The 13,133-nt window shown below is 73.2% G+C and carries 14 protein-coding genes and 1 pseudogene; 7 read left to right on the top strand and 8 right to left on the bottom strand.

What is annotated here, in order from left to right; genetic code table 11:
- Positions 1 to 63: 63 nt before the first annotated feature.
- Positions 64 to 711, bottom strand: coding sequence for a hypothetical protein (locus ABZW14_RS18245; RefSeq protein ID WP_355347439.1), 648 nt, complete (start codon positions 709 to 711; stop codon positions 64 to 66).
- Positions 712 to 869: 158 nt separating this feature from the next.
- Between ABZW14_RS18245 and ABZW14_RS18240 the strand changes: the two genes are divergently transcribed.
- Positions 870 to 2,498, top strand: coding sequence for an LPXTG cell wall anchor domain-containing protein (locus ABZW14_RS18240; protein ID WP_355347436.1), 1,629 nt, complete (start codon positions 870 to 872; stop codon positions 2,496 to 2,498).
- Between the two features lie 60 nt (positions 2,499 to 2,558).
- Here ABZW14_RS18240 and ABZW14_RS18235 read toward each other — a convergent pair whose 3' ends face one another.
- Together ABZW14_RS18235 and trmB are read right to left on the bottom strand one after the other, a co-directional pair.
- Complete coding sequence (locus tag ABZW14_RS18235) at positions 2,559 to 5,063, bottom strand: DUF3516 domain-containing protein (protein ID WP_355347433.1); 2,505 nt, start codon at positions 5,061 to 5,063, stop codon at positions 2,559 to 2,561.
- A 46-nt stretch (positions 5,064 to 5,109) separates the two neighbouring features.
- Positions 5,110 to 5,814: a tRNA (guanosine(46)-N7)-methyltransferase TrmB gene (gene trmB / locus ABZW14_RS18230; RefSeq protein WP_355347430.1), complete on the bottom strand. Its 705-nt coding sequence runs from the start codon at positions 5,812 to 5,814 to the stop codon at positions 5,110 to 5,112.
- Between the two features lie 119 nt (positions 5,815 to 5,933).
- Here trmB and ABZW14_RS18225 point away from each other — a divergent pair, with 119 nt between their 5' ends.
- Entirely contained in the window at positions 5,934 to 6,533 is a 600-nt protein-coding gene (locus ABZW14_RS18225) for a hypothetical protein (protein ID WP_355347427.1), read from the top strand.
- An 8-nt stretch (positions 6,534 to 6,541) separates the two neighbouring features.
- Positions 6,542 to 7,216 (top strand): class F sortase, encoded by a 675-nt coding sequence (locus ABZW14_RS18220; RefSeq protein WP_355347424.1) that lies wholly within the window; start codon positions 6,542 to 6,544, stop codon positions 7,214 to 7,216.
- Between the two features lie 247 nt (positions 7,217 to 7,463).
- Here the strand turns inward: ABZW14_RS18220 and ABZW14_RS18215 are convergent, their stop codons facing one another.
- The 3 genes from ABZW14_RS18215 to ABZW14_RS18205 are packed head-to-tail and all read right to left on the bottom strand — an operon-like array spanning position 7,464 to position 9,583.
- Complete coding sequence (locus ABZW14_RS18215) at positions 7,464 to 7,784, bottom strand: antibiotic biosynthesis monooxygenase (protein ID WP_091263467.1); 321 nt, start codon at positions 7,782 to 7,784, stop codon at positions 7,464 to 7,466.
- A gap of 22 nt (positions 7,785 to 7,806) precedes the next feature.
- The gene (locus ABZW14_RS18210) at positions 7,807 to 8,604 is read right to left on the bottom strand and encodes an exodeoxyribonuclease III (protein WP_355347420.1); all 798 of its coding nucleotides are present in this window, start codon (positions 8,602 to 8,604) and stop codon (positions 7,807 to 7,809) included.
- 58 nt (positions 8,605 to 8,662) lie between these two features.
- Positions 8,663 to 9,583, bottom strand: coding sequence for a PAC2 family protein (locus ABZW14_RS18205; protein WP_355347417.1), 921 nt, complete (start codon positions 9,581 to 9,583; stop codon positions 8,663 to 8,665).
- Between the two features lie 390 nt (positions 9,584 to 9,973).
- Here ABZW14_RS18205 and ABZW14_RS18200 point away from each other — a divergent pair, with 390 nt between their 5' ends.
- From ABZW14_RS18200 to ABZW14_RS18190, 3 genes are all read left to right on the top strand, one after another.
- On the top strand, positions 9,974 to 10,840 hold the full coding sequence (locus ABZW14_RS18200) for a peptidase M23 (RefSeq protein ID WP_355347414.1): 867 nt from the start codon (positions 9,974 to 9,976) through the stop codon (positions 10,838 to 10,840).
- Positions 10,841 to 10,932: 92 nt separating this feature from the next.
- Positions 10,933 to 11,079 carry a hypothetical protein gene (locus tag ABZW14_RS18195; protein WP_355347411.1) on the top strand — a complete coding sequence of 49 codons (147 nt, stop codon included), beginning with the start codon at positions 10,933 to 10,935 and terminating at the stop codon, positions 11,077 to 11,079.
- 40 nt (positions 11,080 to 11,119) lie between these two features.
- Entirely contained in the window at positions 11,120 to 11,857 is a 738-nt protein-coding gene (locus tag ABZW14_RS18190; protein WP_355347408.1) for an EcsC family protein, read from the top strand.
- Between the two features lie 89 nt (positions 11,858 to 11,946).
- Here ABZW14_RS18190 and ABZW14_RS18185 read toward each other — a convergent pair.
- A pseudogene (locus ABZW14_RS18185) lies at positions 11,947 to 12,054 on the bottom strand (SGNH/GDSL hydrolase family protein); the annotation flags it as partial.
- 34 nt (positions 12,055 to 12,088) lie between these two features.
- Positions 12,089 to 12,694, bottom strand: coding sequence for an antibiotic biosynthesis monooxygenase (locus ABZW14_RS18180; protein ID WP_355347405.1), 606 nt, complete (start codon positions 12,692 to 12,694; stop codon positions 12,089 to 12,091).
- A gap of 163 nt (positions 12,695 to 12,857) precedes the next feature.
- Between ABZW14_RS18180 and ABZW14_RS18175 the strand changes: the two genes are divergently transcribed.
- Entirely contained in the window at positions 12,858 to 13,121 is a 264-nt protein-coding gene (locus ABZW14_RS18175; RefSeq protein WP_355347402.1) for a DUF6343 family protein, read from the top strand.
- Positions 13,122 to 13,133 lie beyond the last annotated feature (12 nt).

Raw genomic sequence — 13,133 nt, 5'->3', positions numbered from 1 at the left:
GCCTGCACACGAACGAGCGGCTGCCCGGGGAGGGGCAGCCGCTCGTTGGGGGTGCGGGTCGGGTCAGGCGGCCGTGGACCAGATGGCGCGGAACGCCGCGGCCTCGCCGGCCAGCCACTGCTCGACCTGCTCCGGCTTGACGTCGGCCGGCATCCGGTGGGACTCGCCGCGCCGGACGTCGACGAGCACCGGCTCGGCGTGCGGCAGGACCGCGTCCATGTGCCGGGTCATCAGGTGCAACGTGGCCAGGGTGGTCTCCTCGCTGGGCGGGGCCTCGTCGAAGTGCAGCCGGATCGCCTCGGCGTGGCCGTCGGCGTAGCGCACGCCGAACTGGGGGTTGATCTTCACGGGCAGGTCACCCAGCATGGCCAGCGCGTCGCGGGTCTGCGCCAGGTCGACGCCGGCCGGCTCGCCGAGCGAGTGCAGCCACGTGGTCGCACCGGGCACCAGCGCCTCGTAGAGCGGGCGCCAGCGCGGCTTGACCAGGTCGGCCACCTGGGCCAGGTGCGTGCCGCCGGTGTGGAAGGCGACGTCGGCCTTGAGCGCCTTGACGAACTGGCCGTGCGGATTGAACCCGTGCCGGCTCGCCCGCTGCCTGCGCAGGCCGCCCACGAAGGTGGCCTTCGTGGGCCCGGTGCGGTCCACGTAGCGGGTGAACCCGAGGAGGGTCGCGTAGGGGGTGACAGGGGTGGCGGAGGTGGGCGCGGTCACGAGCATCCTCCCAGGTCAAGCAGCTCGATTAGTACATACATTCTAATCGACGGGTCTGACATCGCCCAGGGGTCCGGAGCCGCCTCTTCAGACGGGACATCGCGGTTGCTGATCATCAATTAGAGTGCGTGCTTCCTTCGTTCTTCTCCGGAGCACACATGACATCCCTCACGGCCCGTTGGCCCCGCCTCGCCGTCGGCGCGGCGCTGCTGGCGACGACCGCGCTGTTCGGTTTCTCCGCCCCGGCGCACGCGGCGGACGCGCTGCCCGATCTCTCCGTCTCGTTCGACCGTGACCCGGTCGCGGAGGTCGACAACAGCGGCACCACCATCGGCATGTACGTGTACAACTACGGCGAGGCCGACGCCACCGCGGTGACCGTCACCCTCGACCTGAGCAAGCTGTCCGACGCGGTCACCGCCTCCGTGTCGGACTGGGACGACACCTGCAAGCTCGCCGACGCAAAGGTCACCTGCGCGGTCGGCAGCCTCGCGGCCGGGCAGGTCACCAACGTCTACCCGGTGTCGCTGGCCAGCCGCACGGGCGCCACGCCGGGCGACGCGGGCTCGGTCACGGTCACCATCGCCGGCGCGGAGGACGACGCCAACCCCGGCGACAACACCACCTCGTTCCCGGTCACCGTGGTCGCGTCGGGCCCCGACCTGGTCGCCGCCGCCGACAATCTGAACGACAAGGCGCACCCGGTCGGCGCGGGCGACCGCGTCCCGCTCTACAGCGGTGTCCTGAACGAGGGCGACAGCCCCGCGACGGACTTCACGGTCCGGGTCGACCTGCCCACCGGCGCCACCTTCGTCGAGCGGTACAGCGACTGCACCTACGTCGACTACTACCCGAAGGACATCGGCGCGCCCTACGTGTACGGGCCGAGCCAGGTCACCTGCACGGTGCCGCTGACGCTCAAGCCCGGCGAGGGGCTGCTGCTGTTCGACGACGAGACCGGCGCGTCGCTGTTCAACATCACGTTCGGCCGCAACCTGCCCGGTCCGGCCGAGAACTACGCCGCCTTCAGCACGGCCCTCGCCGGCGAGGCGGAGGCGGCGAAGAAGGTCGCCGCCACCAAGGGCACCGGCCCGTCGTTCGCCGCCGCCGCCGAGAAGCTGCACGCCAAGGCCGTGGCGGCGGGCCTCGCCAAGCGGTCCGTCGTGGAGCGTGAGCTCGACGAGTCCGACAACTACGCCGACGTCCAGTTCTGGACCAAGAAGAACACGCTCGACGTCGCCGTCACCGCCCCGCCGGTGAAGGGCACCGTCGGGCAGACGGTCGACCTCGCCTACGAGGTCGTGAACAACGGCCCGTCGGACGGCGGCGGCCCCGGCGTCGTCATCACCGCGCCGAGCGGCACGGTGCTGCTGCCCGCCGAGTGGTGCTACACCGACGGCACCCCGGGCAAGCAGTTGCCGGAATCGGCGAAGCTGCGCTGCAACTTCGAGAGCGAGTTCCCCAGCGTCGCGTCCGGCTACGGCCGGATCAAGTCCACCGTCAAGCTGAAGATCAAGTCAGCTCCGGGCACCGACGGGACGATCGTGGTCAACGGTGCCACCTCCTCCACCGAGTCCAACCCGGCGAACAACACCGCCCGCATCGTCATCACCGGTGCCGAGGGCGGCTCCGGTGACGGCAGCGGTGGCTCCGGTGGCGGCCTGCCGGTCACCGGCGCCCCGGCCGTCGCGCTCGCCGGTGTCGGCGCCGCCGTGCTCGCGGCCGGCGCGGTGCTGTTCGTCATGTTCCGCCGTCGCCGCGTCGCCTTCCAGGCCCCGCGCGACTGATCCGCCGACGACGCGGGGGTGGACCGGTTTCCCCGGACCACCCCCGCGTCGTGTACGGACTCAGAGCTGTCCGACGTCGGTGATCCGGACGGCCGCCGCCCCCGTCTCGTCGGAGGCGGCGAGGTCGATCTCGGCGCTGATGCCCCAGTCGTGGTCGCCCTCCGGGTCGTCCAGGATCTGGCGTACGGTCCACCGCTCCCGGCCCTGCTCGATCATCAGCAGCGCCGGCCCGCGCGCGTCCGGCCCCACCCCGATCGAGTCGTACGCCTCGAAGTACGGCTCCAGCGCGTCCGCCCACGCGTCGGCGTGCCAGCCGTTCTCGCCGTCGAGCTCCCCGAGCAGGTCCCAGCGGCGCAGCGCGGCCAGCTCGACCCGGCGGAACAGCGCGTTGCGCACGAGCACCCGGAACGCCCGGGCGTTGCGGGTGACCGCCGGCGGCCGGTCGTCCAGCGAGGCGGCCACCTCGGCGACGTCGGACGGGTTGCGCAGCCGCTCCCACTCGTCGATCAGGCTGGAGTCGACCTGGCGCACCAGTTCGCCCAGCCACTCGATGAGGTCGGTCAGTTCCTCGGTCCGGGCGTCCTCGGGGACCGTCTGCCGCAGCGCCTTGTACGCGTCCGCGAGGTACCGCAGCACCAGCCCCTCGGAGCGGGAGAGCCCGTAGAACTGGACGTACTCGGTGAACGTCATGGCGCGCTCGTACATGTCGCGGACCACGGACTTGGGGGAGAGCTGGTGGTCGGCGACCCAGGGGTGGCCCTGCCGGTACATCTCGTACGCCGACTCCAGCAGCTCCGCCAGGGGCTTCGGCCAGGTCACCTCGTCGAGGAGTTCCAGGCGGGCCTCGTACTCGATGCCCTCGGCCTTCATGGCGGCGACCGCCTCGCCGCGGGCCTTGAACTGCTGCGCGGAGAGCACCTGGCGCGGGTCGTCCAGGATCGACTCGATCACGCTGAGCACGTCGAGCGCGTACGACGGGGACTCCCGGTCGAGCAGCTCGACGGTGGCCAGGGCGAGCGGGGAGAGCGGCTGGTTGAGCGCGAAATCGAGCTGGAGGTCGACGGTGAGCCGGACCCGCCGGCCCTGCTCGTCCGGCTCGGGCAGCTCCTCGACCACGCCGCCGGCCCGCAGCGCCCGGTAGATGGCGATGGCCCGGCGGATGTGCCGGCGCTGGGCGGCCGGGTCCTCGTGGTTGTCGGTGAGCAGGTGCCGCATCGAGGCGAACGCGTCGCCGGGGCGGCCGATGACGTTGAGCAGCATCGAGTGGCTGACCTGGAAGCTGGAGGTCAGCGGCTCCGGTTCGGCCTCGACGAGGCGCTGGAAGGTCGGTTCCCCCCAGCCGATCGAGCCCTCCGGCGGCTTCTTCTTCACCACCTTGCGGCGCTTCTTCGGGTCGTCGCCCGCCTTGGCGAGGGCCTTCTCGTTCTCGATGACGTGCTCGGGGGCCTGCACGACGACCCGGCCCAGGGTGTCGAAGCCGGCCCGCCCGGCCCGGCCGGCGATCTGGTGGAACTCGCGGGCCTTGAGCAGCCGGGTCCGGGTGCCGTCGTACTTCGACAGGCCGGTGAAGAGCACGGTGCGGATCGGCACGTTGATGCCGACGCCGAGGGTGTCGGTGCCGCAGATGACCTTGAGCAGCCCCGCCTGGGCCAGGGTCTCCACGAGACGGCGGTACTTGGGCAGCATGCCGGCGTGGTGCACGCCGATGCCGTGCCGGACCAGCCGGGACAACGTCCTGCCGAAGCCCGAGGTGAACCGGAAGTTGCCGATCGCCTGGGCGATCATGTCCTTCTCGGCCCGGGTGCAGACGTTCACGCTCATCAACGCCTGCGCGCGCTCCAGCGCGGCGGCCTGGGTGAAGTGCACGACGTAGACCGGGGCCTGCTTGGTGGCCAGCAGCTCCTCGAGGGTCTCGTGCAGCGGCGTCATCGCGTACGAGAAGAGGAGCGGGACCGGCCGCTCGGCCGAGCGCACGACGGCGGTCGGCCGCCCAGTGCGCCGGGTCAGGTCGTCGACGAAGCGGGTGGTGTCGCCGAGCGTCGCGGACATCAGGATGAACTGGGCCTGCGGCAGCTCGATGAGCGGCACCTGCCAGGCCCAGCCCCGGTCCGGCTCGGCGTAGAAGTGGAACTCGTCCATGATCACCTGGCCGACGTCGGCCCGGGCGCCCTCACGCAGCGCCAGGTTGGCCAGGATCTCCGCGGTGCAGCAGATGATCGGGGCGTCGGCGTTGACGCTGGCGTCGCCGGTGAGCATGCCGACGTTCTCGGCGCCGAAGACCTCGCAGAGGGCGAAGAACTTCTCCGAGACCAGCGCCTTGATCGGCGCGGTGTAGAAGGTGGTCCGGTCGTCGGCCAGCGCGGCGAAGTGCGCGGCGATCGCCACCAGGCTCTTGCCCGAGCCGGTCGGCGTATTCATGATCAAATTCGCGCCGGAGACGATCTCGATGACCGCCTCCTCCTGGTGGGGGTAGAGGTCGAGACCGCGCTCGGACGCCCAGCCGGCGAACGCGTCGTAGAGGGTGTCGGGGTCGGCGCTCTTCGGCAGCGCGGCGGTGAGAGTCATGGCGCTCCCATCGTGCCTGGATCATGGGCCGCCGCGCCAACCGGGTTCAGCGCCGCCGATGGACCAGGTCGAAGATCTCCCGCCCGGCGGTCAGCGCCCGCCGCTCGAACTTGGTCACCGGCCGGTGCGCCGGACGGGGCGCCCAGCCGCCGTGCACGTCGACAAGCTCCGGGTCGGCGGTCAGCGTCTCCCGCATCGACTCGGCGTACTCGGCCCAGTCCGTCGCGCAGTGCAGCGTCCCGCCGGGGACCAGCCGGGAGCGCAGCAACGCCACGTGCGCCGGCTGGATGATCCGCCGCTTGTGGTGGCGGGCCTTCGGCCACGGGTCCGGGAAGAAGACGTGCACCGCGTCCAGGCAGCCCTCCGGCATGGCCCGGACCAGGTCCAGCGCGTCGCCCTTGGCCACCCGCACGTTGCCCAGATCGTGCCGTTCGACCAGTTCGAGCAGGTTGGCGATTCCGGGCGTGTGCACCTCAACCGCCAGATAGTGTCGGTCCGGGTCGGCGGCCGCCATGGCCGCGGTGGCGTCGCCCATGCCGGAGCCGATCTCCAGCACCAGCGGCGCCCGCCGTCCGAACAGCGCCGCCGGATCGCACGGCCCGTCCAGGTCGTCGATCTCCAGGCCGTACGCGGGCCAGAGCCGGGCCAGCGCGTCGCGCTGCCGGTCGCTCATCCGCCCGCGACGCGGGTGGAAGGTGCGGATACGGGCGGCGTGGGCCGGCGGCGCGGCGCTGAAGTCGGTGGTGGTCACAGCGATCCGAGCGTACGCGACCGCCGGAGCGGATCGGATGTGATGGGCGGCCCGGGGTGAGAGGATTCATCCCGTACGGCAGGACGGGTGGCGCGCCACCGCTGAGGCCGGGAGGGGGCATGGTGTCAGTCACGGGACGTGCGGCGCTGCTGGCCGCGGCCGCCGCGTGCACCGCCCCGCTGGTCGGCGCGGTGCCCGCCCAGGCCGGCCCGCCCGCCGCCTACCTGCCCGCTGCCTTTCTGCCCGCCGCCGAGCCGGTGCCGGGCCAGCCGGAGACGCAGCCGTCGCCCGCCGACGTCATCTTCGTGGAGGTCACCCCGAGCACCGTCGAGGCGGGCTTCCTGGTCGGCATCCGGGCGAGCTGCCGGGACAACTCGGTGCCGGCCACCGTCGTCTCCGACGCGTTCGGCCGGATCCAGGTGCAGCCGCAGCACGGCCTGCTCACCGCCTCGCCGATGGTCCGGGACCGCACCCGTCCCGGCAACTACCGGGTCAAGCTGGAGTGCCCTGCCGGGCAGACCGCGTCGACCATGCTCCAGGTGGTCGAGCGGGTGCAGCCGAGCCGCGGGCCGGCGACCGGCTTCGGCGGCACCGCCGGGCGCGGGTTCGGCGGGCTGCTGGTGCCGGTCGGGCTCGCGCTGACCGTGGCCGGCGCGGTGGTCGGCGTGGTCGCGTCCCGCCGGCAGCCCCGCATCCTCCGTGGCGCCGCCCGGCGCTGAGCCCCGCCATGGCCGCGAACCCCACCCCTCAGCCCGCCACCCGGCCGGCCCGGGCCACCGGCCGCAGCCCGTGGTCGGCGCCGCTCGCCGTGCTGCTGGTGCTGGTCGGCGTCTTCGCCACCGGGGCCGGGCTGGGCCGGACCGCCGGGCCGTTCGACTGGGCCGACGCGGCGACCGGGCCCAGCCGGCGCACCACCGAGCCGGCCCGGGTACGGGAGCCGGCCAGCCTCCCGGTTCGCCTCGCCGTGCCGGCCATCAAGGTCACCGCCCCGGTGACCCCGGTCGGCCAGGCGCGGGACGGCTCGATCGCCGTCCCGCCGCTGACCGAGCACAACCAGACCGGCTGGTACAACCGCGGGGCGGTGCCCGGTGACCCCGGCCGGGCGATCATCGTGGGGCACGTGGACACCAAGAGCGGGCCGGCCGTCTTCTACCGGCTGCACGACCTGAAGCCGGGGGACCGGATCGAGGTGACCCGGTCGGACCGCAGCGTGGCCGCCTTCAAGGTCGACACCGTCGAGTACTTCGACAAGGCCAACCTCCCCGCCGACCGCGTCTACGGCGAGTCCGGCCCGGCCGAGCTGCGGCTGATCACCTGCGGCGGCGACTGGGTGGGCGGCCGCACCGGCTACCAGGACAACGTGATCGCCTTCGCCTCCCTGCTCGACACCCGAAGCCCCTGACGCCGTGGATCCTGACGGTCCGCGCGCGGCCCGAGATTCGCACCGTCGCTGGCGGGCCCGGAATGCTCCACGAGCCGCTGGGAACTTGATGACGTGGATGACTCAGGCCGGTCCGGCGGCGGGCGATGCATCTACGTCATCAAGTTCGTAGGCGCTGGCGGGGAGGCGGCCGAGCGGGCGTGTACCCCAGCGCGCCTGTGGAGTTGACGCCCGGCAACGACTCACCGCCGCTCGGAAGGAGGTGTGGTCAGCCCTTGCCGGGGACGTGCTGCACGACCTCGAACTCCAGCAGCGTGGCGCCGGTGGCGACCGGCTTGCGGGGCTCGCCGCCCTCGCCGCCGGCGTGCGCGGCCCGGGACGGCCCCTGCGCCCATGCCTGGTACGCCTCCTCCGTCTCCCAGCGGGTGTAGACGAAGTAGCGGTTCTCCCCGGCGACCGGGCGGAGCAGCTCGAAGCCGAGGAAGCCGGGGGAGTTCTCCACCGCGCCGGCCCTGGCCGCGAACCGCTTCTCCAGTTCCTCGCCGGCGCCGGGCGGGACGTCGATCGCGTTGATCTTCACGACTGCCATGGTTCCACCCTAACGAGCCGGGTCAGAACGTCTCGACGGACGGCACGAGCTCGGCGTCGACCACGATCGGGGCGTGGTCGGACGGGCCCTTGCCCTTGCGCGCCTCACGGTCCACGTACGCCGAGGTGACCGCGCGGGCGAACGGCGCGGAGGCGTAGACCAGGTCGATGCGCATGCCCTTGTTCTGGTGGAACATGCCGGCCCGGTAGTCCCAGTAGGTGTAGGGGTGCGGGCCCTTCATGGGGGTCGGCATCACGTCACTGAGGCCGAGGTCGCGCAGCGCGGCCAGGGCGGCGCGCTCGGGCGGGGTGACGTGGGTGGAGGTGACGAAGAGCTTCGGGTCCCAGACGTCGGCGTCGGTCGGTGCGACGTTGAAGTCACCGCAGACCGCGAGCGGCAGCCCGCCGGCCACCTCCGGCTCCAGGGCGTCGCGCAGGGCCGCGAACCAGGCCAGCTTGTAGAGGTAGTGCGGGTCGTCGGGGGAGCGGCCGTTCGGCACGTACACCGACCAGACCCGCAGGCCGGCGCAGGTGGCCGAGATGGCCCGGGCCTCCGGCAGGGGGAAGCCCGGCTCGCCGGGGAAGCCCACCGCGACGTCGGCCAGGCCCACGCGGGACAGGATGGCCACGCCGTTCCACCGGCCGTCGCTGTGGCTGGCCGCCTCGTAGCCCAGCTCGCCCACCTCGGCGACCGGGAAGGCCCCGTCGGGGCACTTGGTCTCCTGCAGGCAGACGACGTCGGGCTTCGTGGTGGCCAGCCAGTCGAGCAGGCGGGGGAGGCGGGCCTTCACCGAGTTGACGTTCCAGGTCGCCAGGCGCATGACTCCAGCCTGCCCCATCGCCGGTCACCCCGCCCGCTCAGTCCGGCGGGGTGTCGCGTCAGCGTTCCGGAGTGTCGCCGGGCCTGGTCTGCTCGGCGAGGAAGCGTTCCAGCTCGGCGCCGAGCTCGTCGGCGGTGGGCAGCGGTCCGGTCTCCGGGGCCAGCAGGCTCTTCTCCCCGCGCCCGCGGGCGAACGCGTCGTACTGCTCCTCCAGGGCCTGGACCAGGGTGGCCGCCTCCTCGGTCTGGGCCACCTGGCGGTCGATCTCCACACGAACGACCTCGGCGGCGGCGCCCAGGCCGTCGCGGGGCAGCAGCAGGCCGGTGCTGCGGGAAACGGCGGCGAGCAGCGCCTCGGCGGCGGCCGGGTACTCGGTCTGGGCGACGTAGTGCGGCACGTGCGCGGCGAAGCCGAGCGCGTCGCGGCCCTGCTCGCCGAGGCGGTACTCCAGCAGGTGACCGACGCTGCCGGGCACCTGGACCTTCTGGAGCCACGGCTCGTACCCGGAGATCAGATCGCGTCGGGTGGCGTGGGCGGTGACGCCGCTGGGCCGGGTGTGCGGGACGGCCATCGGGATCGAGTTGAGCCCGACGGTGAGCCGGACGTCGAGCCGGGCGCAGAGCGCGGCGACCGCGGCCACGAAGCGTTCCCACTGGAGATCCGGCTCCGGGCCGGTGAGCAGCAGGAACGGGGTCTCGTCGTCGTCGCGCAGCAGGTGCAGCTCCAGCGCCGGGGCGTCGTACTCGGCCCAGTGGTCCTCGACGAAGGTCATCACGGGCCGGCGGGAGCGGTAGTCGAAGAGCTGGTCGACGTCGAAGCGGGCGATGGGCCGCGCCTCCAGGGAGGTGAGCAGCTGCTCCCGGGCCAGCCGGGTGGCGCTGCCGGCGTCGACGAAGCCGGTGAGCGCCTGGATCAGCACCGGTTGGCCGAGATCGGGCAGATCGTCGGTGAGTTCGTAGAGCTCGTGTGGGTCGAGCACCGGTTCGGACCTTCCTGTCGACGCGTACGGGCGGGCCGTGCGTGCACGGCTTCCCGTTCGGCCAACGTACCGGCCGTCGTGGTCCATTCCGTTACGGGCCGACTGATGATCACAATTCGGCGACGGCGCCGGATCGGCTCCCCCTCCCGGTCCGGGTGGGGATCCACCGAAAGGACGAGTTAGTCGATCATTGAGCGGCCGTGGGGAGGCTGCGAGGTTCCTGCCCGGGGCGGCGCGAGGCTGGCCGCCCCGGAGGTATTCCCGGGTCGCGAGGTCCGTCACCGGCCGACCCGCGGCGGCCACGGTTGTCCGGGTTTGCGGGCATCAAGTGTGACGAGGGTCACCCGATGCGCCTGGGTGATCCCGGTTTGCCCTGCCTAGCCTCGTCGAATGCGTGACGACGGCACCCTCGACGACCAGTACGGCCTCGACGGCTCGGCTGACCGTTCGGACGATACCCCCTCGACCGTTCAGGCAACCGCTTGCAGCGAGGAGCCCACTGCCCGTGGTTCCCTGCGTACCCGCTTCGACGCCCTCCTTAACCCCTTCGCGGCCCGGCCCGGCCGGACGAAGATGGCCATGGCCACCGGCGCGGTCTGCTGCCTCGGCCTGGTGGGCGGCTTCACCCAGGTCGGCGCCCGCCCGGCCGGCGACGCCCCGAGCCCGGCCGCCTCGGCCGAGATCGCCCAGCGCGCGGCCGTCGACGCCGCCTCCCGCGGCCTGGCCCGCGAGAGCACCGCGCCGGCCACCCCGAGCGCCAGCCCCTCGGCCACCCCCTCCGCCACGGCGAAGCCGAAGCCCAAGCCCACGCCGCGCCGGATCGTCCCGGTCGCCGGCCTGGACCAGACCCAGATGAACAACGCCAAGAAGATCGTGCAGGCCGGCCGGGAGATGGGCGTGCCCCGTCGCGGCCTGGTCATCGCGGTGGCCACCGCCATGCAGGAGAGCACCCTGCTCAACTACGCCAGCGCGGTGCTGCCCGAGTCGCAGAACTACCCGCACCAGGCCATCGGCTGGGACCACGACTCGGTCGGGCTGTTCCAGCAGCGCCCGAGCAGCGGCTGGGGCACCGTCGAGGAGCTGATGGACCCGGAGTACGCCACCAAGGCGTTCCTCTCCGCGCTGGAGGAGATCCCCGGCTGGCAGGACCTGCCGCTCACCGTCGCCGCGCAGTCCGTCCAGGTCTCCGCGTTCCCCGACGCGTACGCCCAGCACGAGTGGAGCGCCAACGAGGTGGTCAAGGAGATCCTGGGCTGACCGGCGGCCGGGTTGCCGCGGGGCGGGCCCGGGTACCAGGGACTTGCCGGTCCCGGGTACACATGAGGGGGGACCGCGGACAGGAGGACGTCATGTCACTGGTGCAACGGCTCACCACCTTCCTGCGGTCGCCTCGCGGCCAGCAGCTGGTCGACCGTGGCCGGCGCGAGCTGGCCAAGCCGGAGAACCAGGCGAAGCTCAAGCAGCTCGCCACCCGGCTGTCGTCCCGCCGGCGCTGACCGCTCCGCCCCCGCAGCAACCACCCCCGGGAGCCCCCTCGTGACCGACCCCGCCCCCGTCGACGGCGAGCCCACCGTCCCCCCGAAGCCGGCCGCGCCGGTCGACGCGCCCGAGGCGCCGCCGGCCCGGCTCTGGGACCGGATGCGGGACGACCCGCAGTACGCGCCTGAGCACCTGGCCCTGGAGGCGGTGCGCCGGCTCGGGCCGGAGGCGGCGCAGTGGGCCGAGCGGGAGCGGGCGCAGCGGCCGGACGTCCCCGCCGACGAGCTGGCCGACCAGGCGGTGCGCAAGTTCGTCAACCACGCCCGGCTCTCCGGCGCGGTCTCCGGGGCGGCCGGGTTGCCCGGCGCGGTCATCGACGTGGGCGTGCTGGCCTGGACCCAGGCCCGGCTCGTGCTGCACGTGGCCGCCGCGTACGGCGTCGATCCGGTCCACCCCGACCGGGCCACCGACCTGCTCGTGCTCCAGCGGGTGCACAAGGTCGCCGAGAGCGCCCGGCTGGCCCTCGGGGTCGCCGCCGGCCGGGAGCGGGCCGGCGCGCTGTTCGGCATGGGCGGGCAGCAGCCGCTGGGCCGGGTGATGCTCCAGCTCGGCGTCCGGCTGGCCCGGATGGCCGGGGTGCGCGCCGCCAAGCGGATGTTCGCCAAGGTGATCCCCGGCGCCGCGATCATCCTGGGCACCTGGGCCAACTCCTCGGCCACCAGGGATCTCGCCGACCGGGCCCGCGCGCTCTACCGTGGTGGCCCGCGCCAACTGCCCGGCCCGCGCCGGCCCTGACCGACCCGAAAAGGACGATCAGTCGGCCCAGCGGGCCGCGTCCCAGGCGACGCCGGCGAGCCGGTCGACGTGGCGTCGGCCATGTCGTCGACGTCGTCGCGGCAGACGTCGTTCGCCCCGATCAGCACGGTGACCAGGTCGGCCCTGTCGCGTACCGCCGCCCGCGCCTGGTCCGCGAGGCCGGCCGCGCGGGCGCCCGGCACCGACCGGCGCCGGGTCCGCGGACCGGCGTCAGCGCCGCCAGGGCGCCGGCTCGCGGTGCAGCCACCAGTGCAGCGCCCGGGTGATCCGGGGCAGCACCAGGTAGGTCATGAGCGGCGTCAGGCACAGCGTCATGAGCAGCGTCCGCGCCGCCAGCGGCACGTCGGCGAGGAACCGGGCGGTCAGCAGGGTGGCGGTGAGGCTGAGCGGGAAGAACGCCAGCCAGATGGTGACGGCCTGCTTCCAGCGCGGCGGGGCGGCCGGCGTGGCCGGCTCGGCGTCGCCGGCAGGGAACGTCTCGACCACGTGGTCCACCGGCGGGTCGAACCAGCCCTCGATGCCGGTGCGGCGCTCCACCCGGGTGTGCTCGACGATGCCCTGCGCCGAGGTCAGCCACCAGTGCCGCTGCGGGGAGTCCTCCCAGCCGCGCAGCGTGTCCTGGTTCGCGAAGCGGTACATGACGTGCCACTCCGGCGACCCGGGCGCACTGCGGACGAACCCGGCACCCAGGAAACCCGGGAAGCTCTCGGCCAGCGCCGTACCGGCCCGCATCCACGCCACCATCTCGTCGGTCCGCGCCGGGTCGGCGCGCCGCGAGACGGCGACGGTCACCGGTGCCGCATGCGTCGTGGTCATGCCCATCCTCTCCGCCGCCGCCGGGATCTCCGCCGGTCCGGGCAGACCGGTGTAACGCACGGCCGGGCCGGGCACATCCGGCGCGGGCCCGGTTCGTGTGCGGGATCACCGCCCGCGTGCGGGGAGCCGGTTAGCCCGGCCCGTGCCGGGGTAGCCCGGAGGAATGACGCGATCACAGCCCCGCCGTGCCCGCGGCACGGTCGGCCACGCGTACAGCGCGCTGAACCTGCGGCTCACCCTGGCCCTGTTCGGCCTGGTCATCATGACCGTCCTCGCGGTGCTCGCGTTCGCCGCCGGCGTGACCTGGCTGGGCGTCGTCTGCGCGATTCTCGCCGTGGTGGCCGTGGTCGACCTGTTCGTCATCCAGCGCCGCCGCGCCGCGCGCCGCCGCGAGGAGCCGGGCGTGCGGCACTCGCTGTTCGAGTGACAGGAGTACGAC

It is taken from the genome of Micromonospora sp. NPDC004551 (assembly GCF_040609975.1).
In the GTDB taxonomy this organism is placed as follows: Bacteria; Actinomycetota; Actinomycetes; order Mycobacteriales; family Micromonosporaceae; genus Micromonospora.
Note: the sequence above shows the minus strand (reverse complement) of the source record. Positions and strands in the feature narration are given on the sequence as shown.

Bases quoted from the DNA above. Each gene is read 5' to 3' on its own strand.
- ABZW14_RS18225 (WP_355347427.1), top strand. From the start codon at position 5,934: ATGGTGTCAGTCACGGGACGTGCGGCGCTGCTGGCCGCGGCCGCCGCG.
- ABZW14_RS18195 (WP_355347411.1), top strand. From the start codon at position 10,933: ATGTCACTGGTGCAACGGCTCACCACCTTCCTGCGGTCGCCTCGCGGC.
- ABZW14_RS18215 (WP_091263467.1), bottom strand. From the start codon at position 7,784: ATGGCAGTCGTGAAGATCAACGCGATCGACGTCCCGCCCGGCGCCGGC.
- ABZW14_RS18235 (WP_355347433.1), bottom strand. From the start codon at position 5,063: ATGACTCTCACCGCCGCGCTGCCGAAGAGCGCCGACCCCGACACCCTC.
- ABZW14_RS18180 (WP_355347405.1), bottom strand. From the start codon at position 12,694: ATGACCACGACGCATGCGGCACCGGTGACCGTCGCCGTCTCGCGGCGC.
- ABZW14_RS18240 (WP_355347436.1), top strand. From the start codon at position 870: ATGACATCCCTCACGGCCCGTTGGCCCCGCCTCGCCGTCGGCGCGGCG.
- ABZW14_RS18175 (WP_355347402.1), top strand. From the start codon at position 12,858: ATGACGCGATCACAGCCCCGCCGTGCCCGCGGCACGGTCGGCCACGCG.
- ABZW14_RS18210 (WP_355347420.1), bottom strand. From the start codon at position 8,604: ATGCGCCTGGCGACCTGGAACGTCAACTCGGTGAAGGCCCGCCTCCCC.
- ABZW14_RS18220 (WP_355347424.1), top strand. From the start codon at position 6,542: ATGGCCGCGAACCCCACCCCTCAGCCCGCCACCCGGCCGGCCCGGGCC.
- ABZW14_RS18200 (WP_355347414.1), top strand. From the start codon at position 9,974: ATGCGTGACGACGGCACCCTCGACGACCAGTACGGCCTCGACGGCTCG.